This window comes from Rhodanobacter sp. Soil_C_14, assembly GCF_057657335.1.
This window is the reverse complement of sequence record NZ_JBDGIQ010000002.1, coordinates 578,423-602,403: the sequence shown is the minus strand read 5'-3', so window position 1 is coordinate 602,403 and position 23,981 is coordinate 578,423. Positions and strand designations below refer to the sequence as shown.

The window sequence follows — 23,981 nt, the reverse complement described above, 5'->3', positions numbered from 1 at the left end:
ATCTCCCGTGAGGCGACGGATGGTGACGAGGGCACGACCAGGTTGCGTGTCGCTTGCAGCGAATCACCATCCGCTGGCTTCCCGGATCAAGGGTCAGGAGTTCATTCATGTCCGAACCTCTGCAAGCACTGATCGTCATGCTGTGCGGGCTGACCATTTTCAGCGACCTGTACGCGCATCGCGTGCGCAATGCCTGGCTGCTTTCGGCATTGCTGCTTGGCATTGGCTTGGTGTCCTGGCCGTGGGCAGAGGGCATGGCCGGCCCCCCTTGGTCATCGCTGGTGGGTCTGCTGGTCGGTCTGGGCGCGTTGCTGCCTTTCTACATCGCCGGATGGATGGGCGCCGGTGACGTGAAATTCTTTGCAACGCTCGGCTTCCTGCTCGGCGGCGAGGCGTTGCTGCCGATATGGATCATCGCCAGCCTGATCAGTGGCGTGCATGCTGTCGTCGTCGTGGTTGCGCGGCAGCTTAATTTCCTTGCATCGGATCCGGTCGCGTCGGCGCAGGCGAAGTCGCGTGAATCGCGACTCTGGCAACGAGTGATGACGGCTCGCCAGGGACGCAAGGGAATTCCCTACGCGGCTTACATGGCGATCGGCGCGCTGTTCACGCTGTACGCGCCCAACGTCGTGCACTGGTGATCCGGATGACCTGCCAGGGAGCTCCCTTCCGCCCCCGTGCGCCGACCAGGGCCCTGACTTGCCACCACGGCCGGAAGTCGCGGCAGCGCGGCGCTATGGCGGTGGAGTTTGCACTCATCTTTCTTCTGGGTGTGCTTCCGTTGCTGCTGTTGACGGTGTCGGGCGTACTGATCTTCGCAGCGAAGCAGTCGCTGACACTGGCAGCCTCCGAAGGGGCGCGCGCGGCTCTGCGCTTCGGCGTCCATGGTTCGATCGCCGAACGCGAGGTGTCGGCGTGTCTGGCGGCGAAGGAGTCCATGCAGTGGCTGCTGGCCTTTTCCGGCGAGACTCCCGATTGCAGCACGCCGGGGAATACGTCGCCGATCGCCATCACGGCCATCAGTTGCCCCGCCGGTGGCGCCCAGTGCGTGCAGGTGGTCACCAGCTTCGATTACGACGCCCACCCGCTCATTCCCGGCACGGTCACCGTCTATGGCTGGGTGCTGGGCAAGACCATAACCAGTTCCGCCGTCGTGCAGCTCGACAGCGTGGGCAGCTGAATATCCGTCACGGCCATCAGGAGGCATTCGATGCAAAGGATCACCCGCGTTGCTGCCCTGGCTCTGGTTGCGATCGCGATCGTGCTGGCCATCGTGGCATTCGGCCTCGGTCGCCGCGCGTCAAGACAGCCTTCGGTCAATACTTCGGCGCCCCGGCCTGCCATGACGACCGCGGCTTCGCAGCAGGGGTTCGATGTGGTGGTCGCGGCGGAGACGTTGAAGGAGGGCGTGATCATCCATCGCGAGGAACTGCGCGTGGTGAGGCAGATGCAGCGACCCTCGGGCAGTTTCGCCGACGTCGCAGAGCTGGCAGGAAGTGTTCCGCGCATCGACATTCCCGCCGGCATGACGGTGACGGACACATTCCTTGTCCAGGGAATGGCCAAGCTACTGAAGCCGGGTGAGCGTGCGCTGGCCGTGCCGGTGGACGAGCAGGCCGGCGTTGGAAACCGCGTGCTGCCCGGCGACTACGTGGATGTGTTCCTGAGTCTCAAGCCGCCGCCGGTGACCAGCCTCGGGAAGCAAATCGTCGACGGAACGCAGACCCGGTTGTTGCTGTCGCACCTGCGCGTGCTGGCGTACGGTGATCAGAATCTTCCGCACCCGCAGGTCGTCGCAAATGACGCTGCCGCTGGTGACGACAGCAAGGGCGCAAGCCGTGCGGAAAAGCAGGTCTCCCTGTCAAGGCGGGAAGGTCCGCCGGCGGTGCCTCGCACCGCGGTACTCGCCGTGCCGCTCGAGGATGCAGACCGTTTGCTGCTCGGAGTGCAGAACGGCAGGCTTGCGCTGGCATTGCGGCCGGCCGGTGACGACAGTCAGGCGGATCGCCAACTCTTCGAACAACCGGGTGGCGTGCTTGCCGTGCGTCCCGATCTTGACGCCGACCAGCATCAGGCGCTTGGCCAGCCCGAAAACCGCGCCTACGCGGGCATCAACGGCCCGGGGCTGGCTGGTCTGACCGTTTCGGGCGCGCGCTCGCGGCCCAACCGTCACGAACGGCCAACGGGCCTCGAAATCATCCGTGGCTATGCGAGCGAACCCACGCGGGACACACGGAAGGACCTCCCATGAAGACGCCGAGGCTGTGCATGAGTTTCCTTTCGCGAGCCGCAGGCTCGGCACGACCGTGGATGGTGGCGGGCCTGGTGCTGGCATTGTCCTGGCAGGTGTCATCGAACGCGGCTGCAGCGGCGGCCGGGATGGACCTGCAGACCCATGAACAGCGACCGTGGCATCTGCCGGCCGATCTGGAGCGGGTGGCCATCGCCGATCCCGCCGTGGCCGACCTCATGATGCTGAAGGGACGGCATGAGGCACTGCTGATCGGCAAACAGCCTGGCCAGACCACCTTGCTGCTCTGGCACCGCGGCCAGCCCGAACCGCAGCGCCTGCTGGTGCGCGTACGCAGCGCCCTGCAGGCACAGCTGCAGGATGGTGCTGGCGTCGGGCTCACCGTGCACGATGGCGCTGCGATGTTGCAGGGCAGTGCCCCGGACATGCTCGATCATCAGCGGGCGATCGACGCGGCCGGCATCGCCGTGGGTGCCAAAGGCGACGTGGTCGATACCTCGACCATCGCCAGTGGCGGGGTGGTGCAGGTCGATGTGAAGGTGGTCGAGTTCGACAAGACGACGCTGAACCAGTTTGGGCTGAACTTCAATAACCTGAACGGCAGTGGCGGGTTCACCATAACCAATCCAAGCGGCAACTCGGACAGCTCGTCCGGCAGCGCACTGTCCTCCGCGTTCGGTCTGGTTACCAAAGGACGCTGGTTTGGCAGATCCTGGAATGCCAGCCTTGACCTGCTCAAGAGCGACGGGCTCGCCCGGGTGCTGGCCGAGCCCACCCTGGTGGCGCTGTCGGGTCAGAGCGCGAGCTTTCTTGCGGGCGGCGAGTTGCCGATCCCCGAACCGCAGGGTCTGGGCGCCACCACCATCGTATTCAAGTCATTTGGCATCGGTCTCACGGTGACGCCGACGGTACTTTCCCCCGGCCGGATTGCCCTGAAGGTGGCGCCGGAGGCGAGCGAGCTGGACTACGCCAACGCGGTGGTGTTCAACGGCGTATCGGTACCGGCGATCAGCACGCGTCGTGCCGACACCACCGTGGAACTGGGCGACGGCGAGACGTTCGTGATCGGCGGCCTGGTGAGCCAGCAGGTCATGAGCAAGGTCAACAAGATTCCGTTGCTGGGCGACATACCGATACTCGGCGCGTTCTTCCGTGACGTCAGCTACAGCCGCCAGGACAAGGAGCTGGTGATCATCGTCACGCCGCACATCATCAAGCCCTTCGCGCCAGGGACCCACCTGCCGCTGCCGGGCCAGCGGGAAGTCCGGCGCAACCTGCCGGTATGGGGTTCCTTCCTGCTCAATCCTGCCGGTGCGGATCAATTGCCGGGCTTCTCACGCTGACCGCAGGCCATGGACATGCACGTATCCGCCTCGTCGTCACTTCTCGGAAAGCCGGAGCCCGGAGTGGATCTGCAGTTCTACTCGCCGGATCAAAAGCGCGCGCAACGTCTTTCCGCCAGGTTGCGGAATTTCGCCACCGTTCACTGGATAGACCGTGGGCCGTCCGCGCTGACCGACGAGTTGCTACCCGCAACTTCGTCTGGTCTGGTACTGCTGGACTATTCGCTGGACGCGGCTGAGGAATCATCAACGCTGGCGCGTCGATTGATCGTGCACGCGCCGGACTTGCCGCTGGTCGGCGTGGGTTCCACCGGCATGGATCGCGCCACGGGCGTGCTGGCGGCACTGCGTGCCGGCGTGCGCGACTTCCTGGACCTGGATGCCACGGATGAAGAGCTGCGCCATCTGCTCGCGCGCGTGCAGAGTCAGGCCGAGCTGGCCCGCATGGCCCGCACGCGGACCATCCCGGTGCGGGCGCCGGGACAGGTTGTGGTGGTGCTTGGCGTCAGGCCCGGCGTCGGCACCAGCACGCTGGTTGCTCACCTGGGGGCGCTGGCGATGGCCTCCGGGCCGGAGCCGGCAAAGTCGGAGGCCGGTGAGGCGTCAAGTCAGGTATTGCTGCTCGACCTTGGTCGTCCTTTCGGCGATGTCGCGCTCTACCTCGGCGTGGATGGTGATTTTCACTATGACGACGCCTTGCGCAGCGCGAGACGGATTGACCCCATCCTGATCCGGACCGCGCTTGCGCATCATTCGAGTGGCCTGGCACTGCTTTCACAGGCGGCGGAAGCCAGCGGAACACAGGCTGTGGATACCGAAGCCGGGATGCTGATCGACCGCTTGCGTGATCACTTCGGCCTGCTGCTCTGCGATCTCGGTGGCCTGCCTGTCGGCGCGGCACCGTTGCCGCTGCTGCGCAGTGCCGGGCAGATCTGGCTGGTGGCCGACCAGGGCATCGGGTCGCTGGTATCGCTGGACACCACCCTGCGCGAACTGGAGCGGCTCGGGCTGCGCGATGGCCGACTGTCGCTGATCATCAATCGCTACGGCGAGTACGAGGGAGCCAGCGCCACGCAACTGGCCGACCGGTTCAAGTTGCCCCTGCTGGCCACCTTGCCGGAGCGCACACGCGCCCTGCGCGGCTGTACCAACCGCGGCCAGCTGCTGCATCAGGTCGCTTCGCGGGATCCATATGTGCGCGCACTGCGACCCCTGCTTGAAAAGATGCAGGTGGGTTCTTCCGGTACGCAGGTTTTGACCGGCTGGAAACGGCTATTGCCCCATCTGGGAGGTTTCCGATGGACGACCAGGTAACACCGTTCGAACAGACGCAGCAATTCCACGACGTCCTTTCGGCGGCGCACGAGTTTCTGCTCAACCGGATCGAGGACCAGCACCTCGACGTCGCTTCGTGGTCGCACGAGACGGCAGCAAAATACGTGAGCATCGAGACGGCCACCTTCGTGCAGGAATGGCGGATACCGGTCAACGAGTCGGAAATGCACAAGGTGGCGGTCGCGCTGGTGAAGGAGGTCACCGGGTTCGGGCCGCTGGACGACCTGCTCGCCGATGGCGAGGTCGAGGACATCCTCGTCAATGGCTATGAGAACGTATACGCCTCGCGGCACGGCATCCTGCAGCGCGAACCCGTCCGCTTCAGCGACAACCGGCATGTCGTGCGCATCGTGCGGCGGATACTGGCGCCGCTCGGTCGGCGGCTGGACGAAGCCAATCCGATGGTCGACGCACGCCTGGCCAATGGCGGGCGACTGAACGCCATCATCGAGCCGCTGTCGGTGACCGGCCCCACCGTGTCGATCCGCAAGTTCCGGCAGGACCCGTTCACGCCGGAGCAACTGGTCGGCAACGGCACCTTCGATCGCTCGATCCATGCCCTGCTGCAGGCCGCGGTGGCAAGTCGCTGCAACATCCTGATTTCCGGCGGCACCAGTTCGGGCAAGACCTCGCTGCTGAACGCGCTGGCCAGTTTCATTCCCGATGCGGAACGCGTGATCACCATCGAGGACACTGCGGAACTGTCGCTGAGTCATCCTCATGTGGTGCGCCTGGAAAGCCGGCTCGGTGGCTTCGACGGCGGTGGCGCCGTCGGCATCCGCGAACTGGTCCGTAACAGCCTTCGCATGCGTCCCGACCGCATCGTGGTTGGCGAGGTGCGCGGCGCCGAGGTGCTGGAAATGCTCCAGGCAATGAACACCGGTCATGACGGATCGATGTCCACCGTCCATGCCAACTCGCCGCGCGACGCGCTGTACCGGCTGGAGATGCTGGTGGGCTTTGCCGGCTTCCAGGGCAGCGAGGACAGTCTGCGCCGCCAGATCGCCAGCGCCATCGATTTCGTCGTCCAGATCGCCCGACTGAGCAGCGGACGCCGCGTGATCACCTCGGTCACCGAAGTGACCGGGGTGAGCGACAAGATCATCACCACCCAGGAGATGTATCGCCACGAAACCCGTGTCGGCAGCGACGGCAAGGAACAGGATCGCTGGCCGGGACTCGGCTTCCATCCCAACACGCGCAAGCTGGAGCCGTTCCGCCAGTTCCTGCAGGACGCCGTGATGGAATCCCAGCGCCAGGAGGGGTGGCCGCGATGAACGTCGCGTTGATGCTGGTGTTGTTCAGTGCCATCTCGTTGCTGTTGGCCGGGGCGATCGAGTTGTGGTGGGGCAGTCCGTTGCGCCAGCAGCAGCGGAAGAGTTTTGCGGCGATCGAGAAGGCGCTGACCGGAACGGCGCCGTCGTCGGTCAGTCCCGTCACCGTTGCCAGGACAGCGCCTCGGGAGGGTCTGGTCACCGACCCGTTATGTCTACGGGCCGGTTTGCCGGTCGGCTGGACGATGCCGGTATTTCTGGGGGTGCCCGCGGTGGTGCTGGTGGCACTGGGCGCGTGGCGCCTGGGTACCGCATGGGCCGTCCCGGTGCTGCTCGTCGTGTACCTGGTGCTGGCATGGCTGTGGCTGCGCTCGCGCATCGACAAGCAGCGCAAGCAGCTGATCCGGCAATTGCCTGACTTCCTCGACGCGATGGTGCGTCTGGCCAGCATCGGCAACAGCCTGCCGATGGCGTTCCAGACGGCCGCCCTTTCGGTGCAGATGCCGCTGCGTGCCGTGCTCGATCGCACCATGCTTTCGGTGCGATCCGGTCAGGAACTGGACTACGCACTGCAGTTGGCGGCGCGGCCCTATCGGCTGGAAGCCATGGACCTGTTGCATGTCGTGCTGGGTACCGCGGTACGCATGGGAGGGCGCGCGGATCACATCCTGCAGCGAATGAGCGACTTCATGCGCGATCTGGCACATGCCCAGCAGGAACTGCACGCAATCACCGCCGAGACGCGCATGTCCGCGTGGGTACTGGGCCTGCTGCCGGTGATCGTGTCGGTCCTCATGACCCTGCTCAACCCGGCCTTTTTCGGTCCGATGTTCAGCCATGCCCTGGGACACCGGATTCTGCTTGCCGCGCTGGCGCTGGAATTGCTCGGCGGCTTCCTGCTGTATCGGCTGGCCAGATCGCTGTGACGAAGAGGGAGGACGGGTGATGACGGCAGGATGGTTCATCGCATCAGCGGTATTTGCTCTGGCACTGGGAATCGCCTTGCTCGGCGTGAGTCTGATCCAGCGTGTGAGGGAAGAAGAGCAGCAGGCACACGCGATCGACCGGGCATTGGCGCGCGTGCAGCGACGAATGGTGGAGGACGGTCCACACGCCACGTCAGCCAGAAACTGGTGGGGCGCAGTTGTGCAGTGGCTGGAGTCGGTCGGCCGCCATTTCGAGAACCGTCAGCTGGGCAAGGCGCTGCTCACCGCCGAGGATCGCCTGCTGCTGGATCAGGCCAATCGCAATACGGTATCCGGGCGTGCGCTGTTCCTGGGCCTGCGACTGGTGATGGCCTTGCTGCTGCCCGTGCTGGTGGCCATCTGGATGCGGCCAACCGGCGTCAAGGCCGTCACCGCCTTGCTGGCCGCACTGGCCATCGGCGTGCTGTTGCCGAAGTTCCTGCTGAGCAGTTGGGCATCGGAGCTGCGCCGGCGCGTCGAGAACGAGCTGCCACTGTTGATCGACTTGCTGCGGCTGCTGCAGGGCATCGGCTTCAGCATGGACCAGAGCCTGCAGATGCTGGCCGAGCGCTTTCATCCCGTGCTGCCGATACTCGGCCGCGAGATCCGCGATGCGAACATCAACTACATGCACGGGCGCTCGCGCGATCAGTCGTTGCATCGTCTGGCCGAGTCCTTCGACAACGAGGATCTGAAAAGCCTGGTGCAGATCATCCTGCAGGTGCACCAGCATGGCGGCGCCGTGCAGGAACCGCTGCGCCAATTTGCCGAACGCCTGCGCGAGCAACGCAAGATGAAGATGAAGGAGAAGGTGGGCAAGCTCTCGGTGAAGATGACGGTGGTGATGATGCTCACCCTGCTGCCGGCACTGATGCTGGTGCTGGCGGGGCCGGCGGCGATCTCGCTGATCGAGACAATGGTCAGGCTGAAAGGATGAAAAGCATGACGAACGCGTATCGCTTTCCGTTGTCCCGTTCCGCGATCCGGCGGCTGGCTGTTGCAGCTGCACTGGGCGGCACCTGCCTGCTCGCGGCATGCGCGCCACGCAGCGGCTACATCAACCATCTCCAGCCGGACATCGGTCCTGCGCCGAAACCGGGCAAGAGCAGCAGCGGCATGTACCTGGACCTGATCCGCCAAATGCAGAAGCAGGGCTCCTATTACGCCTCGCTGGCCAACATCGAGGCTTTTCGGCAGCGCTACGGCAATCCGCCCGCACTGCGGCAGTTGCAAGGCGATGCGCTTCGCTCCACCGGGCAGACGGATGCGGCGCGAGCCGTCTATCAGAAGCTGCTCGATACCGATCAGGCAGCGTCTGCCTGGCACGGTCTCGGTTTGATCGCGGCCAGCGAAGACCGGAGCGACATGGCCGAGCACGCATTGTCGCGCGCCGTGCAACTGGATCCGGTCAATCCCGGTTATCTCGGTGACCTCGGCTTCGAACGCCTGCGCACGGGGCAGTTGGTGCAGGCACGCGAACCACTCGCCAAGGCGGCGGAGCTGGCGCCGGAAAGCGTCAAGGCGATCTCCAACCTGGTGCTGTGGATGCTGCTCAATGGCGAAGCGGCGCGTGCCGACGACACGATGCAACAGGCCGACCTGCCACAGCCCGCGCGCGAGCAGATCATGCGGCTCGCCGCAGAGATACCCGCACGGCGCCATGACGTCGCCTCTTCGGCGAAGGTTGCGGCACCGCGGACGACCGACCGCCGCACGGCGGTCCCTTCAGGCTTGCCTGATTCCAACCAGATCATCGGTGTGCCCGATTCCATGCTGGAGCGGTTCGGCGCAGCGTCCACGCCAAACGAGGTGAATCCATGAAGGCGCGAATGAACGCGATGCAGGCAGGCTGGATGATGTCGTTGCTGCTGTTGGTGACCAGCGCGGCCTGTGCCCAGCAGCGCCCGTTGACCGGGCAGATGATGGGCGGAGATCCATCGACGCCTGTGCAACCCGCGCCGCAGGCTTCCGCGGCTGGACCGCTGCGCCAGGTATCGGACCATCAGCCGCCGGTCACTCCGACCGTGGTCGGTGCGGATGACCCGGTGGCCACGACGGGTGACGAAACGGGGCTGGCCGGGCAGCCCGCCAACGAGATCGGCGATGTCACTCGCAGCTTGTTGCAGATGCAGGTGGACGCCCGTCGGCCCGGCCAATCCCTGCCCATGCTCGGCGATGAGGCAACCCTCGCCTACCGGCGCTATCGGCGCAGCTTCAACCATGACATTCCCGAGTTCTACGAGGCAACCATCGGCAAACACGGCGATGAAGGGAAGTAGCCGCTGATGCATGCGGCCCTCGAAAGACGTGGCGGGGTCGGTGCCGGGCGGTTGCGCGCCGGCGGGCGAGTCGCTCGCTTTCAGCGTGGCTCGATGGCCGTGACCATGCTGTTCCTCCTCCTGGGCCTGGTCAGCATGCTGGGGCTGATCGAGGTCGGCTATCTGTACTGGGCGCGTCGCGATACCCAAAAGGTCGCCGACCTCGCCGCGCTTGCCGGTGCGCAAAGACTCGACACCTGCAGCGCCGACAACAGTGGCAACGCGGCTGCCTCGGGCAATGCGCTTGCGGACAACGGCTTCGCCGGTTCGGTGGTGGCCACCTGCGGTCACTGGGACCCGACGCTGCCCGGCGAGCAGCACTTTGGCGCGGCGAGCACCACGCAACCGGTCAACGCCACCCGCGTGGAAGCGCGCAGGTCGCTGGTTCCGTTCCTGGGCTTTGCCCACTATTCCGGCGTGGCCGCGACGGCCGTCGCGGCGAAGCGTGGGCCGCCCATAGCGGTCTTCTCGGTGGGTTCCAGTCTGCTCGACCTCAATACGAACGCGGCATTGCAGAGCCTGCTCGGAAGTTCGCTGGGTACCTCGCTGGGCCTGCAGCTGCTCAGCTACAACGGCATAGCCAACGCGCGCGTCTCGCTGCTTGGGCTGAAAGACCTGCTGGCCCCGGATGTGGGCACGGTCGACGGAGTGCTGGCGACCCAGGTGACCATCAGCCAGTTTCTGGACGCCTACGTGCAAGTGTTGAGCCAGGGGCCGGACGCGGCCAATGTCGATCTCGGTTTCGTCCAGCAGCAGATTGCGGTCATCGAAGCCCAGCTGGGCAATGTCCCGGTGAGCCTGGGCGACATTCTCGACGTCCATGCGGCTACCGACGATCCCGATGCCGCGTTGGATGCCGAGGCGAATGCGCTGGATGTGCTCAATGCCGTGCTGCTCGCTGCCGATGGCAGGAACGCGGTGGCGCTGCCGGCTGCCAGCATCGACGTCCCGGGTGTGGCGAACGTGACGCTGACGCTGAGCGTGATCGAACCGCCGCAGATCGGCGTCGGCGGCGTGGGCGCCACCGCACGCACGGCCCAGGTCCGCCTTGGCCTGAAGGTCTCTGCGCTTGACACCGCGCTTGACGGGAACGAGTCGTTGACCCAGGTGCCGCTCTACCTGGAGGTCGCACCTGCCGAGGCGACCATCACGGCACTTGATTGTGGCGTGTCGAACGGGGCCGGCGGAAGCACCGACAACGTGACGATCGCCACCTCACCGGGTGTGCTGAATGCGCTTGTGGGTGCGCCGACGGACGATCCCGTCATCAACAGGAACGAAAGCTGGGCAGCGATCGTTGCCGGACTCAAGACGGCGCCGCTGGTGAATGTCAATCTCCTGGGCGTGCCGGTGGCCACGCTGAACCTGTCGTCCAGCGTTTCGCTGGTCACCGTGGCACCGTATGCGCACACCTTCGCCGTCGACCCGGCCACCCCGGTGGCGGGTCAGCCGGGCATGACGTGGCCGCCGCCTTCGGCAACGCAAGCTCCACAACTGGGGGCTGTGATCACCAGCCTGCTTGGCTCGACGAACCTGAAGACCGACGACACCTTGCTGGGCATCCCGCTGGGCATCAACCTCGGCCAACTGCTGTCGGGGCTGACCACGGTGCTGCAGCCGGTGCTGTCGCCGTTGTTCGATGCGCTGGACACGGCCCTGGTCGGCCCGCTGTTGCAAACGCTTGGCATCGAGATCGGCACCGCCCGGATCAACCTGCGTGACCTCGACTGTCAGCACGGCGTGCAACTGGTGTTTTGAGATGATCATTCGTCCACGACGACGGCCCTTGACCGGTCGAGAGCTGCATTTAGACTGCATGGATTCCGGTATGCGGGGTTGTCGGGCCGGCATCTGCAAATCACTGATACGCCAACACGAAGGATGAGGGGATGAACTCAATGATTCGCAGCGCTGTTGCGCGTGGCCTTCGCATGCCGCTGGTCACGCTTGCCCTCATCGCGCTCTCGGGCGGGGTGCAGGCTTCGCAGCCACCGCAGGCGCACACCAGCGACGTCACCGCCGCGCAAGGGGATGCTGCGGGCAGCACGGTGAGCTACCTGCGCGAACTGATGGACAGCCATCAGCTCACCGAGCTGCGCACCACCTACAACGGCACCTATGGCGCCAGTCTGTTGTTCCAGGCGGACAAGCTGACCTATTTCGTGGCGCTGTTCCACGACAAGGCCTTCTGGCGCGTCATACGCACCGATTCGGAGAAGGATGCCGACAGCATCTACCGGACCTTTGCCGCCCAGACCGAAAAGCTGGCCCAGGTCGACATCGACGCCCTGCGCCTGCAGGCCGGCAAGAAATACGCCGAGCAGATGGTCGCACTGAACGAGCAGCGCCTGTCGACGCTGCGTCAGGACGCGGCGCGCAGGCAGCAGCAGGCCCAGCAAGTGGCGGCGTTGCAGCAGCAGGCCAGGCAGCAGGCGGTATCGCTCAGCAGCGACCTTCGCGCCACCAGCAACCAGCTCACCACTGTGCAACAGAACATCCGCCAGCTGGAAGCGCAGCAGGACAATCCCGAGCTGATCCTGCCGACGTCCACCGCGGATGTTCCGGCCGACGGCGCACCTGTGGCCGGAACCGCATCGACGCCCGCTGCCCAGTCCGGGGACGGCGTTTCCCACTGACCTGGCCGCCATCGGATGAGGCGGGGCAGGTCGTTCGCAGGTGGCGTGGTCGTCAGGCGACCACGCCACGTCGAATCACCTCACGGCGAAAGCGCTCAGAAGCGGAAGCGCACGAACAGCGAGGGGCCGTCGAGCTTCATGTCGAGGTTGGCGTTGTAGTCGTGCTTGCGCTGATGCAGCACGACGCGGCTGTAGCCGTATTCGGCGCCGAAGCCCACGTTCTTCCACGGGAAATACTCCACGCCCAGCGCGGCGTTGACGATGTGTCCGTTGAGGTTGCCGCCGTTCTTCTTCACGCCGGCGGCGTCGATGTACATGCGCCACTGATCGTTGAACGCATGTCGCCAGCCCAGCTGCAGCATCGGCGCCCAGGCGCTGTCGGTGGTGCTGGACGAGGCCTGGCCCACGGGATCGCCGTTGACGCTGGCCTCGCCGCTGATGCTGGCGTGCACGCGGTAATAGGCGCCGCCCAGGCCGAGGCCGAACACGTCGTTGCCGTGGCCGAACCACCAGCGCCAGGACGCGCTGCCGAAGTCGAAGTTGAGCTTGCCCTTCACCGTGGCCGCCGCGCTGTAGTCGTTGCCGGCGTAGCTGATGTCCCGCGCCAGCGACTTGCTGCGGGTGCGATTGACGCTGTAGTAGTCCAGCGAGAATCCCTGGCTGTCGCCGACCAGGAAGTCGAGCCGGGCACGGGGCACGGTCTTGCGGTCGGGAAAGCCCAGGTCCTTTTCGAGATTGAAGTCGCCGTTGTACTGGCCGCTCTTGTCGCTGGCGCCGATGGTGGTATCGGCGTTGGCGCTGTAGGCGCCCAGCCAGACGCTGACGCGATCCAGTGCCGGCGACTGCTGCGCGCTGGCGACGTGGCAGGTGAGCAGCAGCGGGACGAAGGCGAGCATCCCGCCGGCACGGCGAAGCCGACGTGGCTGTCGATGGGTCATGTTGTTTTCTCCGGGGTCGCGGAACGGATGGGAAGGCTTGGCCGGTCAGGCCATCCTGGGGATTCCCGCCTGCATGGTACGAAGCCCGGGCGTGCAGGCTGCGTGCACGCATCGTGACAAGTGAAGCCGGCCGCGTTTATCCGGCGGCGGGCGTCGCGCGCACCACCAGCAGGTCGCCGGGCACGGTTTGCACGATCCGTTGCGCGGTGCCGCCGATCAGCAGGCGAAAGGCCAGGCCGCGATTGAACGCGCCGATCACGGTGAGGTCGGCGCCTTTCTCCAGCACGTACTGGCGCAGCATGATTTCCGGATGGCCGTGCTCGACCAGCGGGTGGATGCGTTGGCGCGCCGCCTCGGGCAAGTCGCTGTGGGCCAGGAAGGCCGCGACCGTGGCCATTTCCATCTCGATGAATTCCTGGCGGCGCGCGGCATCGAGCCAGAGCGACTGATAGGGAATGTCCAGCGCGTGCATCAGCACGATGCGAGCCTGCGGAAACAGCGACGCGGCGGCACGCAGCCCGTCCCGCGATTCGACGGTGAAATCGGTGCCCACCAGGAGGTGCCGGTACGCACCACGCGGCCGTTGCCTCACGATCAGCACGGAGGCCGGCGAGGCGCGCACCAGCCGTTCGGCGGTACGGCCCGGCGAGCCGCCGGCGAAACCCGCGCGCGCGGTGCCCAGCACGATCAGGCCATGACCTTCGCGGCGGGCCAGTTCCAGGATGACGTCGGCGGGCTCGCCTTCGGCCACGTGGATGGACAGCCCGGGCAGGTCCTCACCCAGGTCCTGGCGCAGTTGCCGCTCGATCGCTGCCGTCCGCTCCGGTGGCTGCCTCGGTGACGCGTCGTGGGCGGAGGTCGGCCACGCGTCCACCGCGCCAGCCGGCGTCGCATGCACCACCGACAACGGCAGCTGCCATTGCCGCGCCAGCTGCGCCGCGCGATCCATGGCGCGGTCGCAGCCCGCGCCGAGGTCGGTGGCCAGCAGCAGCCAATCCGGCCGTGTTGTGCCAAGGGGTTCGCTCATGTTCGATCTCCCGCCGGGTCGATGCGTCGCGACGCGCATTGCGCCGACCATTGCACAATCGACGCCGCGCCGCGACCGCCCGCATTGCCCGTCGTTCGCGCCGGGCGATAGACTGCAGGGGCAGCGGGCGGGACGCGCGCTGCAGCAAGTCCCGAACGATCCTGTCATTCCCGTTCGAGGGGTTGCGCTTGTCGAGCGCAGTGCCATGGCGGATCCGAAACGTTGTCCGCTGCCACCGCTGTCGCCGAGGTTTCAGCGACCAAGGTGGGCGGACGCTCTTGAAGTGCCAGGTTTCGCCGCCTGGGTTTCTTGCCGGAGACACCGACAAATCCCAGGAGCCCGTGACCGATGCCGCACCACCTGCCCAGCCTGATCCTCTGCCTGCCCTTCGTGGCCAGCGTGGTGGCGTGGCTGATGCGCGGCCGCGGCCACAACCGGGCGGCGTGGCTGATGACCGCCACTGCGCTGCTCGGCCTGCTGCTTTGTCTGTGGCTGGCCCCGTTGATCCTCGCCGGCGGCGTGCTGCGCCAGGTGATTCCGTGGGCACCGGGGCTGGGCCTGGACCTGGTGCTGCGGATCGACGGCTTCAGCTGGCTGATGATGCTGCTGGTCTGCGGCATCGGCGCGCTGGTCGGCTTGTACGCCCGCTACTACATGTCGCCCGACGATCCGCTGGCGCGCTTCTTCGCCCTGCTGCTGGCCTTCATGGGTTCGATGCTGGGCATCGTGATGTCGGGCAACGTGATCCAGCTGGTGTTCTTCTGGGAGATGACCAGCCTGTTCTCGTTCCTGCTGATCGGCTACTGGCATCGCGGACCTTCCGCGCGCGACGGTGCGCGGATGGCGCTGATCGTCACCTCCGGCGGTGGCCTGTGCCTGTTCGGCGGCATGCTGCTGCTGGGCCACATCGCGGGCAGTTATGAACTGGACGCGATCCTCGCCGCGGGCGACACGGTGCGCGCGCATCCCTGGTACACGCCGACGCTGTTGCTGATCCTGCTGGGCGCGTTCACCAAGAGCGCGCAGTTCCCGTTCCACTTCTGGCTGCCACAGGCGATGTCGGCGCCCACACCGGCCTCGGCGTATCTGCATTCGGCCACCATGGTGAAGGCCGGCGTGTTCCTGCTGGTGCGCTTCTGGCCGGTGCTGGGTGGCACCGCGGAATGGTCGTGGATCGTCGGCGGGGTGGGCCTGATCACCCTGATCCTGGGCGCGTACGCGGCGATGTTCGAGCAGGACCTGAAAGGCGTGCTGGCCTATTCGACGATCAGCCACCTGGGCCTGATCACCATGCTGGTGGGGCTGGGCAGCGCGCTGGGCGTGGTGGCGGCGATCTTCCACATCGTCAACCACGCCACCTTCAAGGCGTCGCTGTTCATGGCCGCCGGCGCGGTCGACCACGAGGCCGGCACGCGCGACCTGCGCAAGCTGGGCGGCCTGCGCCGGTTCATGCCGGTCACCGCCACGCTGGCGCTGGTGGCCGGCGCGGCGATGGCGGGCGTGCCGCTGTTGAACGGCTTCCTGTCCAAGGAAATGTTTTTCGCCGAGACGCTGGCCGCGCGGCAGGGTCCGTTGCTGGACGCGATCTCGGTGGTGATCGCGGTGGCGGCCAGCGCGTTCGGCGTGACTTATTCGATCCGCTTCGTGCGCGGCGTGTTCTTCGGCCGCACGCCGGCCGAGCTGCCGCGCCAGCCGCATGAGCCGCCGTTGTGGATGCGCTTCCCGATCGGCTTCCTGGCGCTGACCTGCTTGCTGGTGGGCGTGCTGCCGGCGCGGGTGATCGGACCGACCCTGCAGGCGGCGGCCGGTTCGGTGCTGGGCAGCGACCTGCCGGTCTACAGCCTGGCGGTGTGGCACGGCGTGACCACGCCGCTGCTGATGAGCGTGTTCGCCTTCGTGGCCGGCTGCCTGTTGTTCGCGGGCCTGCGCCGTCGTTTCGCCGAGCGCGAGTCGGCACCGCTGACCGGCCGGCTCAGCGGCAAGCGGATCTTCGAGCGGGTGATGGCGGTGCTGGCCGCCGACCTGCCGCAGCGGCTCGAACGGCTTTATCCGAGCCGGCGGCTGCAATCGCAATTGCTGTGCATCGTGCTGCTGGCCATGCTGGCCGGCACCCTGGCCGCGACCGGCGCCTCGCTGGACATGGAGCTGCGCTGGTCCAGTATCGACCCGGCGTTCGCGTTGCTGTGGCTGCTGGGCGCGGCCTGCGCGATCGGCGCGGCCAGCCAGGCGAAGTTCCATCGCCTCGCCGCGCTGGTCCTCACCGGCGGCGCGGGGCTGGTCTCGTGCGTGAGCTTCGTGTGGCTGTCGGCGCCGGACCTGGCGGCGACCCAGTTGCTGGTCGAGGTGGTCACCACGATCCTGATCCTGCTCGGCATGCGCTGGCTGCCCAAGCGGATCGAGGGGCTGTCGGTGGAAAGCCGCCGGCAGCGCTTCCGCCGCCGGCGCGACGTGGTGATCGCGATCGTGGCCGGCCTGGGCGTGGCCAGCCTGGCCTATGCGGCGATGACCCATCCGGTGGCCGATTCGATCTCGCGCTTCTTCCTCGAACGCGCCTACACCGAGGGCGGCGGCCACAACGTGGTCAACGTGATCCTGGTCGACTTCCGCGGCTTCGACACGCTGGGCGAGATCAGCGTGCTGGCGATCGTGGCCTTGACCGTGTTCGCCCTGCTGCGACGGTTCCGCCCCGCTGCCGAAAGCATCGGCACGCCGCTGCAGCAACGCCAGCAGACGGCGCTGGACGCGGCCGCACCCGATCGCGCCGCCGATCATTCGCTGACCGACTATCTGATGATCCCCGGCCTGATCATCCAGCTGATGTCGCCGGTGATCCTGCTGTTCGGCCTGCACCTGTTCCTGCGTGGCCACGATCTGCCCGGCGGCGGCTTCGTCGCCGGCATCACCGTGGCGGTGACGCTGATCCTGCTGTACATGGCCCGCGGCGCCCGCTGGGTCGAGACCCGCCTGCGCGTGCTGCCGGTGCGCTGGCTTGGCGCGGGGCTGTTGCTGGCGGTGCTGACCGGTCTGGGCTCGCTGGCGTTTGGACGTCCATTCATGACCACGTACTTCCAGTACCTCGACCTGCCACTGCTCGGCCGCGTGCCGCTGGCCACCGCGTTGCTTTTCGACCTTGGCGTGTTCGCGGTGGTGGTGGGTACCACCATCCTGATGCTGATCGCGCTGGCGCACCAGTCGCTGCGCCGGCCGCGCCAGGCGCCTGCGCCCGCCGCGGAAGGAGAGCGCTGATGGAACTGGTCCTGGCCGCCGCGATAGGCATCCTCGCCGCCTCCGGCGTGTGGCTGCTGCTGCGCCCGCGCACCTTCCAGGTGATCATCGGGCTGACCCTGATCTCCTACGCGGTGAATCTTTTCATCTTCTCGATCGGCGGCCTGCGCACCGGCGCCGATCCGGTGCTGCATGACGTGGCTGGCGACATCGCGCAGTACGCCGATCCGCTGCCGCAGGCGCTGGTGCTCACCGCCATCGTCATTGGTTTTGCCACCACCGCGCTGTTCCTGGTGGTGCTGCTGACTTCGCGCGGACTGACCGGCAACGACCACGTCGACGGCGAGGACGGCACGCCGTGAGCAATCATCTGGTCATCGCGCCGATCCTGCTGCCGCTGCTGGTCGCCGCGCTGCAGTTGCTGGTCGGCGAGAAGCGGCGACGCACGGTGCTGGCGCTGAGCATCGTCTCGTGCATGGCGCTGGTCGCCGGCGCCGCCGCGTTGATGTTCGCGGTGTCCGCCGACGGTGCGCTGGCCGCGGTCTACCGCCTCGGCGACTGGCCGGCGCGTTTCGGCATCGTGCTGGTGGCCGATCGTCTTTCCGCGTTGATGGTGTTGCTGACCAGCGTGCTGGCGCTGGCCGTGCTGCCGTTTGCGCTGGGCCGCTGGCAGCATCGCGGCAGCCATTTCCAGCCGCTGCTGCAGTTCCTGCTGATGGGCTTGAACGGTGCCTTCCTCACCGGCGACCTGTTCAACCTGTTCGTGTTCTTCGAGGTGCTGCTGGCCGCGTCGTACGGCCTGGCGCTGCACGGTTCGGGCGCGCGGCGGGTCAGCGCGGGGCTGCACTACATCGCGGTCAACCTGACCGCCTCGATGCTGTTCCTGCTTGGCGTCAGCCTGATCTTCGGCGTCACCGGCACGCTCAACATGGCCGCGCTGGCCGAGCTGATCCCGCACGTGCCCGAGCGTACCCGCGCGCTGCTGCACGCGGGCGCCGCGATCCTCGGCGTGGCGTTCCTGATCAAGACCGCGATGTTTCCGCTGGGCTTCTGGCTGCCGCGCACGTATGCCGCCGCCTCGCCGGCGGTGGCGGCGATGTTCGCGCTGATGACCAAGGTCGGCATCTACGTGCTGTTGCGCCTGGGCCTGCTGTTGTTCGGCGATGGCGCGGGTTCTGCGTCGTCGCATTTCGGCAGCGACTGGATGCTGTGGGGCGGCGTGGCCACGGTGGTGGCCGGCATCGTCGGCATGCTGGGCGCGCGCGACCTGGCCAAGCTGGCCGGCTACAACGTGGTGATTTCCTCCGGCACCCTGCTCGGTGCGATCGGCCTGCAGCAACCGGCGGTGACCACCGGCGCGCTGGCCTACCTGGTGATCTCCACCCTGGCGATCGCCGCGTTCTTCCTGGTCGCCGGGCTGCTCGCCTCCGACGGCGACGACGACACCGACGACACGCTGAGCCTGGAGCCGTACGAGCAGGCGGGCGAGAGCGTGCCCAACGAAAGCCTGTACGCGCAGGAAGACGAGAGCCGGGTAGTGATCAGCGCCCCGATCGCGATGCTGGGGCTGAGCTTCTCCGCCTGCGCGGTGCTGCTGGCGGGCTTGCCGCCGCTGTCCGGCTTCCTGGCCAAGTTCGCGCTGCTGGCGCCGATGCTCGAAGATAGCGGGCGACCCGGCGCGGTCGCGCTGTTTGCGTTGATCATCGTGGCCGGCTTGTGCACGGTGATCGCGCTGTGCCGCGCCGGCATCCAGATTTTCTGGGTCGAGCCGGAGCGGATCTTCCCCAGGGTGCGCCTCACGGAAGCGACTTCCATCGCGATCCTGCTGGGGCTGTGCCTGCTGCTGACCGTGCTGGTCGAGTCGCCGGTGCGCTACCTGCGCGACACCGCCAGCCAGCTGCACGCGCCGGCCAGTTACATCCACGCGGTGCTGCCGTCAGCGGAGGCCACGCCATGATCCGCCGCTGGTTGCCGTACCCGATTCTTTCCGCGCTGCTGCTGGTGGTGTGGCTGCTGCTGAACCAGAGCGTGGCGCCGGCCACCATCCTGTTCGGCGCGCTGCTCGGCGTCGCGCTGGCGAAAGTGTTCGGCCTGTTGCGGCCGCCGAAGGCACGCGTGCGCAACTACCGTCTGTTCGGCCTGCTGTTCGCGCGCGTGATGCTGGACATCTTCCGCTCCAACCTCGCCGTGGCGCGGATCGTCCTGCGCCGCGAGCGGGGCATGCACTCCGGTTTCGTGGCGATCCCGCTGGCGCTGACCGACCGCCACGGCCTCGCCGTGCTGGCCTGCATCATCACCTCGACGCCCGGCACGATCTGGGTGAACTACGACTCCACCGCCAACATCCTGCTGATCCACGTGCTCGACCTGGTCGACGAGCAGGGCTGGATCGACACCATCAAGCAACGCTACGAACGCCTGCTGTTGGATATCTTCCAATGAGCCACAGCCTGCTCCACGTCGCCATCATCGCGGCGCAACTGTTGCTGCTGCTGGCGATGAGCTTCTCGATCATCCGCATGGTCCGCGGCCCCCGCGCGCAGGACCGCGTGCTGGCGCTGGACGCGCTGTACGTCAACGCGATGCTCCTGCTGCTCACCGTCGGCATCCGCAGCGGCAGCATGCTGTACGTCGAAGCCGGCCTGATCATCGCGCTGCTCGGTTTCGCCGGCACCGTGGCGCTGTCGAAATTCCTGATGCGCGGGCAGGTGATCGAATGAGCCACCTCGACGCCCTGCCGCCGTGGGCGGCCATCATGGTCGCCGTGCTGGTGCTGCTCGGCGCGTTGTTCGCCTTCGTCGGCTCGCTCGGCCTGCTGCGCCTGAAGAACTTCTACCAGCGCGTGCACGCGCCCACCCTGGGCACCACGCTGGGCACGTTCTTCATGCTGGCCGCCTCGATCACCTGCTTCTCGGTGTTGCACGGCCGCCCGATCTTCAACGAGATCCTGATCGGTGTCTTCCTCACCCTGACCACCCCGATCACCCTGATGCTGCTGGTGCGCGCCGCGCTGTACCGCGACCGCGAGGAAGGCTCGCAGGACGTGCCGCGCGAGACGAGCCAGGAGTAGCCGCGTCGGTGCGGCACTTCGCCTCCCGGGACTACAGCATGTTTTCGAAATCCCTGACCTGCCTGGCCGCCTCGTCCCTGGCGATGCCATAGCGCTCCTGCAGCTTGCCGACGAGATACTCCTGATTGCCTTCGGCGACGGTCAGGTCGTCGTCGGTCAGGTCGCCCCACTGGGCCTTGATCTTTCCGGCCAGCTGTTTCCAGTTGCCTTTGATGCGATCGTTGTTCATGAGTCGTGACTCCATGGTTGAGAGGACATGCGACAGGCGTCGGCTAGCGCCTGTGCGCCAACCACTCTCCGCAGTCGGTGTGAGTGGCAGGTCGTCAAGACGTTCATGGGGGAAGCCTTCGTTCACAATCTGTGCAAGCTAGGCGAGCTTCGAAGAGGGGAGTCGCCACCGATGAAGAGGTCGAGGTACCGGTCTTCGAGCCAGCCGCGATGGAGATAGGAATCGGGGGTGGTTCGGCATGCCCACGCACAGCGGCGGGATCGTTTCATCCCGGCCAGGCCGCGTGCGTCATCAGCAGCAGTCCCGCCACGGCGAACGCGGTGCCGATGGCACGCGCGGCACGCGTTCCATCCGATGCAAGACGCTCGACGGTGATGGCGATCGTCACGATCGCCATCATGCGCAGGTCCATGACCCCGCCGACCAGCAGGATCGCCATCGGGCCGGCGCAACTGCAGCTGCAATGCAGGCCCAGGCGCAGTCCATGTCGCCAGCTTGTGGCGAGCCGCGGTGCGATGACCGGCGTCGCGCGGCAGCCGGCGAGGTGGCGGGCTTTCCACCCGGTGAACTGCAGCGCGCCGGCGGCGAGGACGACCGCGGCGGCCGCGATCGGCACGGCGCGCGCCAGCGCCGGCCATTGCATGACGACGGTGGCGAGCAGGGCACCGAGCGCAAGGACACCGGCGCCGAGCACGAGCCATACCGTGAAATACGCCGCGCCCATCAGTGCGATCAGCCGGCCCGCGGGTGAATGGCCGGAGCGGTCAATGGCTGCGTGACAGCGCCACAACACCGGCAGCAGGGACGGCAGCATCATCGCCACCATCATCACCAGCCACATGCCGAGAAACGCCGCCACGACGTCGGGCCAGGTCTGGCCGCACATCGGCATCCATGCCATCGACAGCGTCCAGCCGCCGGGCATCGGCAACTCGCCCATCGATGCCATGGAAGTGCAGCCGATGATCGTCAGCGTGGCGCTGGCGGCAAACAGCAGGGCGGCGACGCCGAAGAAGCGCAGCGGGAGGTTCGTCCGGCAAGCCCGGGTCGAAGCGATCCCCATGCTGTGCGCATCCACGGGGGCGGCTCACTTGCCGCCGTATTCGTCATGGCGACGCCACCACACGCCGGTCTCGTTGCGCCCCAGCGGCGCGCGATCGAGCCACTGGTACATGCCCCACAGGCCGTCCAGGCCGCGCGCGTAGGTGGAGTAGGTGTGGTAGATCACGCCGTCCTCCTGCACGAAGGCGCTGAGGCCCGGCCGGTCGCGCGTGTAGGTGGGCGCGTCGGTGCCGCAGCTGGCGGCCATCTGGATGACCGGCGCGGGGGCCGAGGTCGCGTCCATGGCGTGGCCATCGCGCCGATAGTTGTATTCGATGTCTCCGGCGCGCTGCTCTGCTTCGGTGAACGAGACGTTGAAGTCGAAGTTGAAGTCGCCGTCGGACGAGGACGCCCAGGGGAAACGCCAGCCCATGCGCTGCCGGTACGCCTGCAGTTTCGCCAGTGGTGCCCGCGATACCGCCGACAGGGTCACGTCGTGATTCGCCAGGTGCACGGCGAAGCCGTCGAAGCCGTCGGCGATCGACGAGCACGAGGGACACCCCGCGCTGTAATCGGTGCCGAACATGAAGTGGTAGACGAGGAGCTGCGAGCGACCCCGGAAGAGATCGGCCAGCGAGGCGCTGCCCTCGTCGGTGTCGAAGCGATACGCCTTGTCGACCTTGACCCACGGCAACGCCTGGCGTTGCCGGGCCACTTCGTCGCCGCGTCGGGTCAGCTCCTTTTCCGCATCGAGCAGGCCGAGTCGTGCCGCCAGCCATTCGTCGCGTGTTCCGGTCGTGTGCATGGTCATTGCGTTCTCCCAATGGGTTCCGGCATTCGTTCGGGGATCGATGCGACTTGCCGGTGGATCGTGGGCTAGATTAGAAACCGGACATCCAAGGGTGGGAGTGACAAGCGTGGCGCGATGGGTTCCGGTCCGATGGATTCGCTGATCACGGCGGCGGCGCGTGCGCTGGCGGCGGGCGATCCGCTGGGCGCGCTGAACCGGATCGCCTTGCGCGACGACGCCCCCGCGCTGGCGCTGCGCGGCATCGCGATGGCACAGCTCGGCGATTTCGTGCGGGCGAAGGCGCTGGTGCAGCGCGCGGCGCGCGCGTTCGGCGCGAGGGAGCCAGTGGCCCGCGCGAAGTGCGTCATCGCCGAAGCCGAGATCGCGCTCGCCTCGCGCGAGTTGGGCTGGCCGGTGAAGGCGCTGGATGCCGCGCGGGCGATGCTGGAGGCGCACGGTGATCCGGTGAACGCGGCGCATGCGCGCTATCTCGCGGCGCGGCGCCTGCTTCTGCTCGGCCGCCTCGACGAGGCCGAGCGGGCGCTGGCCGGATTCGATGCCGCGCCGCTGCCACTGGCCTCGCGCGCGGCCCGCGAGCTGGTCAACGCCGGCATCGCCCTGCGCCGCCTGCGCACGAAACCGGCGCGTGCGGCGCTGGCCCGGGCCAGCTACGCCGCGCGCCACGCCGGCATCCCTGCGCTGGTGGCGGAGATCGACGATGCTGCCCATGTGCTCGACGCGCCCGCGGCGCGGCTGATCACGCGTGGCGGCGAACGGCTGATCAGGCTGGAGGACGTCGAGGCGTTGCTGGCATCGAACGCCTTCGTCATCGACGCCTGTCGTCACGTCGTCTGCCAGTCCGGCACGCGGGTGGCGCTGGCGAGGCGGCCCGTACTATTCGCGATCGTCCGCCTGCTGGGCCAGGCATGGCCGGGCGACGTGTCGCGGGACACGCTCATCGCCGAGGTCTTCCGCACCAGGTTCGCCGACGAATCGCATCGGGTACGCCTGCGCGTCGAAATGGGCCGGCTGCGTACCGAGCTGCAGGCACTGGCCGGCGTGGGCGCGACGAAGCGCGGCTTTGCGCTGGCGCCGCATCGGGCCGATCAGGTCGTCGTGCTGGCGCCGCCGCTCGACGAGCGCCACGCGGACGTGCTCGCCCTGCTGGCCGACGGCGAGTCGTGGTCGAGTTCGGCCCTGGCGCTGGCGCTGGGCGCCAGTCAGCGCAGCGTGCAACGCGCGCTCGATGCGCTGGCAGCGGCCGGCAAGGTGCAATCGTTCGGCCGCGGGCGGGCGCGCCGCTGGCTGAGCCCGCCGGTGCCCGGATTCCCGACGAGCTTGTTACTCCCCGCGCCGCTGCAGGGCGACTAGGCTGTCTGCATCGAGACACATCAGATAGACCGGCGCGCCAACCACGCATCCCGGAACTCCCCCATGACGTCATTCCCGCGAAAGCGGGAATCCACCTTGATCTCCCAACAACACGCCCTGGATGACCTGCTTCGCCGTTGATGCAGCACCTCCCGACTTCGCAGGAGT

General features: G+C 67.0%; 24 protein-coding genes. 19 read left to right on the top strand and 5 right to left on the bottom strand.

The genetic code is table 11. The annotated features are described in order from the left end of the window. Positions 1-107 precede the first annotated feature (107 nt). From AC3A56_RS08200 to AC3A56_RS08145, 12 genes are all read left to right on the top strand, one after another. Positions 108-641 (top strand): A24 family peptidase, encoded by a 534-nt coding sequence (locus tag AC3A56_RS08200; protein WP_487769977.1) that lies wholly within the window; start codon positions 108-110, stop codon positions 639-641. Positions 642-736: 95 nt separating this feature from the next. Continuing rightward, the gene (locus AC3A56_RS08195; protein ID WP_487769976.1) at positions 737-1,180 is read left to right on the top strand and encodes a TadE/TadG family type IV pilus assembly protein; all 444 of its coding nucleotides are present in this window, start codon (positions 737-739) and stop codon (positions 1,178-1,180) included. A 30-nt stretch (positions 1,181-1,210) separates the two neighbouring features. Beyond that, positions 1,211-2,251 carry a Flp pilus assembly protein CpaB gene (cpaB, locus tag AC3A56_RS08190; protein ID WP_487769975.1) on the top strand — a complete coding sequence of 347 codons (1,041 nt, stop codon included), beginning with the start codon at positions 1,211-1,213 and terminating at the stop codon, positions 2,249-2,251. A gap of 17 nt (positions 2,252-2,268) precedes the next feature. Continuing rightward, positions 2,269-3,594, top strand: a complete 1,326-nt coding sequence (locus AC3A56_RS08185; protein ID WP_487769974.1) for a type II and III secretion system protein family protein — start codon at positions 2,269-2,271, stop codon at positions 3,592-3,594. 63 nt (positions 3,595-3,657) lie between these two features. Continuing rightward, entirely contained in the window at positions 3,658-4,908 is a 1,251-nt protein-coding gene (locus AC3A56_RS08180; RefSeq protein ID WP_487769973.1) for a CpaE/TadZ family protein, read from the top strand. Then, complete coding sequence (locus tag AC3A56_RS08175) at positions 4,893-6,206, top strand: TadA family conjugal transfer-associated ATPase (RefSeq protein ID WP_056717638.1); 1,314 nt, start codon at positions 4,893-4,895, stop codon at positions 6,204-6,206. The genes AC3A56_RS08180 and AC3A56_RS08175 overlap by 16 nt, the downstream gene beginning before the upstream one ends. Beyond that, entirely contained in the window at positions 6,203-7,129 is a 927-nt protein-coding gene (locus AC3A56_RS08170) for a type II secretion system F family protein (RefSeq protein WP_056764405.1), read from the top strand. Before AC3A56_RS08175 ends, AC3A56_RS08170 begins: the two co-directional genes overlap by 4 nt. Positions 7,130-7,148: 19 nt before the next feature. Further along, the gene (locus AC3A56_RS08165; RefSeq protein ID WP_487769972.1) at positions 7,149-8,105 is read left to right on the top strand and encodes a type II secretion system F family protein; all 957 of its coding nucleotides are present in this window, start codon (positions 7,149-7,151) and stop codon (positions 8,103-8,105) included. A 5-nt stretch (positions 8,106-8,110) separates the two neighbouring features. Beyond that, the gene (locus AC3A56_RS08160; protein ID WP_487769971.1) at positions 8,111-8,989 is read left to right on the top strand and encodes a tetratricopeptide repeat protein; all 879 of its coding nucleotides are present in this window, start codon (positions 8,111-8,113) and stop codon (positions 8,987-8,989) included. Positions 8,990-8,997: 8 nt separating this feature from the next. Beyond that, complete coding sequence (locus tag AC3A56_RS08155; protein WP_056763168.1) at positions 8,998-9,447, top strand: DUF3613 domain-containing protein; 450 nt, start codon at positions 8,998-9,000, stop codon at positions 9,445-9,447. A gap of 51 nt (positions 9,448-9,498) precedes the next feature. Further along, on the top strand, positions 9,499-11,244 hold the full coding sequence (locus tag AC3A56_RS08150) for a pilus assembly protein TadG-related protein (RefSeq protein WP_487769970.1): 1,746 nt from the start codon (positions 9,499-9,501) through the stop codon (positions 11,242-11,244). Positions 11,245-11,375: 131 nt separating this feature from the next. Further along, a complete protein-coding gene (locus tag AC3A56_RS08145) occupies positions 11,376-12,122 on the top strand; it encodes a DUF2968 domain-containing protein (protein WP_487769969.1) in 747 nt (248 codons plus the stop codon). Between the two features lie 95 nt (positions 12,123-12,217). Here the strand turns inward: AC3A56_RS08145 and AC3A56_RS08140 are convergent, their stop codons facing one another. Then, entirely contained in the window at positions 12,218-13,060 is an 843-nt protein-coding gene (locus AC3A56_RS08140; protein WP_056717633.1) for an autotransporter outer membrane beta-barrel domain-containing protein, read from the bottom strand. A 136-nt stretch (positions 13,061-13,196) separates the two neighbouring features. Next, the gene (locus AC3A56_RS08135) at positions 13,197-14,087 is read right to left on the bottom strand and encodes a universal stress protein (protein ID WP_487769968.1); all 891 of its coding nucleotides are present in this window, start codon (positions 14,085-14,087) and stop codon (positions 13,197-13,199) included. A gap of 348 nt (positions 14,088-14,435) precedes the next feature. Between AC3A56_RS08135 and AC3A56_RS08130 the strand changes: the two genes are divergently transcribed. Genes AC3A56_RS08130 through mnhG form a run of 6 tightly spaced genes read left to right on the top strand, consistent with a single transcriptional unit; the run spans position 14,436 to position 20,382 of the window. Next, the gene (locus AC3A56_RS08130) at positions 14,436-17,333 is read left to right on the top strand and encodes a monovalent cation/H+ antiporter subunit A (protein ID WP_487769967.1); all 2,898 of its coding nucleotides are present in this window, start codon (positions 14,436-14,438) and stop codon (positions 17,331-17,333) included. Further along, a complete protein-coding gene (locus tag AC3A56_RS08125; protein WP_487769966.1) occupies positions 17,333-17,674 on the top strand; it encodes a Na+/H+ antiporter subunit C in 342 nt (113 codons plus the stop codon). The genes AC3A56_RS08130 and AC3A56_RS08125 overlap by 1 nt, the downstream gene beginning before the upstream one ends. Continuing rightward, complete coding sequence (locus AC3A56_RS08120) at positions 17,671-19,269, top strand: monovalent cation/H+ antiporter subunit D (protein WP_487769965.1); 1,599 nt, start codon at positions 17,671-17,673, stop codon at positions 19,267-19,269. The genes AC3A56_RS08125 and AC3A56_RS08120 overlap by 4 nt, the downstream gene beginning before the upstream one ends. Further along, positions 19,266-19,754 carry a Na+/H+ antiporter subunit E gene (locus tag AC3A56_RS08115; protein ID WP_487769964.1) on the top strand — a complete coding sequence of 163 codons (489 nt, stop codon included), beginning with the start codon at positions 19,266-19,268 and terminating at the stop codon, positions 19,752-19,754. Before AC3A56_RS08120 ends, AC3A56_RS08115 begins: the two co-directional genes overlap by 4 nt. Further along, on the top strand, positions 19,751-20,032 hold the full coding sequence (locus tag AC3A56_RS08110; RefSeq protein ID WP_487769963.1) for a K+/H+ antiporter subunit F: 282 nt from the start codon (positions 19,751-19,753) through the stop codon (positions 20,030-20,032). The genes AC3A56_RS08115 and AC3A56_RS08110 overlap by 4 nt, the downstream gene beginning before the upstream one ends. Further along, on the top strand, positions 20,029-20,382 hold the full coding sequence (gene mnhG, locus AC3A56_RS08105; protein WP_487769962.1) for a monovalent cation/H(+) antiporter subunit G: 354 nt from the start codon (positions 20,029-20,031) through the stop codon (positions 20,380-20,382). The genes AC3A56_RS08110 and mnhG overlap by 4 nt, the downstream gene beginning before the upstream one ends. Before the next feature lie 31 nt (positions 20,383-20,413). Here mnhG and AC3A56_RS08100 read toward each other — a convergent pair whose 3' ends face one another. From AC3A56_RS08100 to AC3A56_RS08090, 3 genes are all read right to left on the bottom strand, one after another. Then, the gene (locus AC3A56_RS08100; protein ID WP_056763182.1) at positions 20,414-20,611 is read right to left on the bottom strand and encodes a CsbD family protein; all 198 of its coding nucleotides are present in this window, start codon (positions 20,609-20,611) and stop codon (positions 20,414-20,416) included. A 265-nt stretch (positions 20,612-20,876) separates the two neighbouring features. Continuing rightward, the gene (locus AC3A56_RS08095; RefSeq protein ID WP_487769961.1) at positions 20,877-21,674 is read right to left on the bottom strand and encodes a DUF2182 domain-containing protein; all 798 of its coding nucleotides are present in this window, start codon (positions 21,672-21,674) and stop codon (positions 20,877-20,879) included. A 24-nt stretch (positions 21,675-21,698) separates the two neighbouring features. Continuing rightward, entirely contained in the window at positions 21,699-22,463 is a 765-nt protein-coding gene (locus AC3A56_RS08090) for a DUF899 domain-containing protein (protein WP_487769960.1), read from the bottom strand. Positions 22,464-22,592: 129 nt separating this feature from the next. Here AC3A56_RS08090 and AC3A56_RS08085 point away from each other — a divergent pair, with 129 nt between their 5' ends. Next, positions 22,593-23,813 (top strand): helix-turn-helix domain-containing protein, encoded by a 1,221-nt coding sequence (locus tag AC3A56_RS08085; protein ID WP_487769959.1) that lies wholly within the window; start codon positions 22,593-22,595, stop codon positions 23,811-23,813. Positions 23,814-23,981 lie beyond the last annotated feature (168 nt).

Excerpts from the sequence above, each read along its gene's own strand:
- AC3A56_RS08145 (WP_487769969.1), top strand. The coding sequence starts at position 11,376 with ATGAACTCAATGATTCGCAGCGCTGTTGCGCGTGGCCTTCGCATGCCG.
- AC3A56_RS08165 (WP_487769972.1), top strand. The coding sequence starts at position 7,149 with ATGACGGCAGGATGGTTCATCGCATCAGCGGTATTTGCTCTGGCACTG.
- AC3A56_RS08140 (WP_056717633.1), bottom strand. The coding sequence starts at position 13,060 with ATGACCCATCGACAGCCACGTCGGCTTCGCCGTGCCGGCGGGATGCTC.
- AC3A56_RS08100 (WP_056763182.1), bottom strand. The coding sequence starts at position 20,611 with ATGAACAACGATCGCATCAAAGGCAACTGGAAACAGCTGGCCGGAAAG.
- AC3A56_RS08155 (WP_056763168.1), top strand. The coding sequence starts at position 8,998 with ATGAACGCGATGCAGGCAGGCTGGATGATGTCGTTGCTGCTGTTGGTG.
- AC3A56_RS08135 (WP_487769968.1), bottom strand. The coding sequence starts at position 14,087 with ATGAGCGAACCCCTTGGCACAACACGGCCGGATTGGCTGCTGCTGGCC.
- AC3A56_RS08115 (WP_487769964.1), top strand. The coding sequence starts at position 19,266 with ATGATCCGCCGCTGGTTGCCGTACCCGATTCTTTCCGCGCTGCTGCTG.
- AC3A56_RS08125 (WP_487769966.1), top strand. The coding sequence starts at position 17,333 with ATGGAACTGGTCCTGGCCGCCGCGATAGGCATCCTCGCCGCCTCCGGC.
- AC3A56_RS08090 (WP_487769960.1), bottom strand. The coding sequence starts at position 22,463 with ATGACCATGCACACGACCGGAACACGCGACGAATGGCTGGCGGCACGA.
- AC3A56_RS08200 (WP_487769977.1), top strand. The coding sequence starts at position 108 with ATGTCCGAACCTCTGCAAGCACTGATCGTCATGCTGTGCGGGCTGACC.
- AC3A56_RS08170 (WP_056764405.1), top strand. The coding sequence starts at position 6,203 with ATGAACGTCGCGTTGATGCTGGTGTTGTTCAGTGCCATCTCGTTGCTG.
- cpaB (WP_487769975.1), top strand. The coding sequence starts at position 1,211 with ATGCAAAGGATCACCCGCGTTGCTGCCCTGGCTCTGGTTGCGATCGCG.
- AC3A56_RS08195 (WP_487769976.1), top strand. The coding sequence starts at position 737 with ATGGCGGTGGAGTTTGCACTCATCTTTCTTCTGGGTGTGCTTCCGTTG.
- mnhG (WP_487769962.1), top strand. The coding sequence starts at position 20,029 with ATGAGCCACCTCGACGCCCTGCCGCCGTGGGCGGCCATCATGGTCGCC.
- AC3A56_RS08160 (WP_487769971.1), top strand. The coding sequence starts at position 8,111 with ATGACGAACGCGTATCGCTTTCCGTTGTCCCGTTCCGCGATCCGGCGG.
- AC3A56_RS08185 (WP_487769974.1), top strand. The coding sequence starts at position 2,269 with ATGAGTTTCCTTTCGCGAGCCGCAGGCTCGGCACGACCGTGGATGGTG.
- AC3A56_RS08085 (WP_487769959.1), top strand. The coding sequence starts at position 22,593 with ATGGATTCGCTGATCACGGCGGCGGCGCGTGCGCTGGCGGCGGGCGAT.
- AC3A56_RS08095 (WP_487769961.1), bottom strand. The coding sequence starts at position 21,674 with ATGGGGATCGCTTCGACCCGGGCTTGCCGGACGAACCTCCCGCTGCGC.
- AC3A56_RS08175 (WP_056717638.1), top strand. The coding sequence starts at position 4,893 with ATGGACGACCAGGTAACACCGTTCGAACAGACGCAGCAATTCCACGAC.
- AC3A56_RS08110 (WP_487769963.1), top strand. The coding sequence starts at position 19,751 with ATGAGCCACAGCCTGCTCCACGTCGCCATCATCGCGGCGCAACTGTTG.
- AC3A56_RS08130 (WP_487769967.1), top strand. The coding sequence starts at position 14,436 with ATGCCGCACCACCTGCCCAGCCTGATCCTCTGCCTGCCCTTCGTGGCC.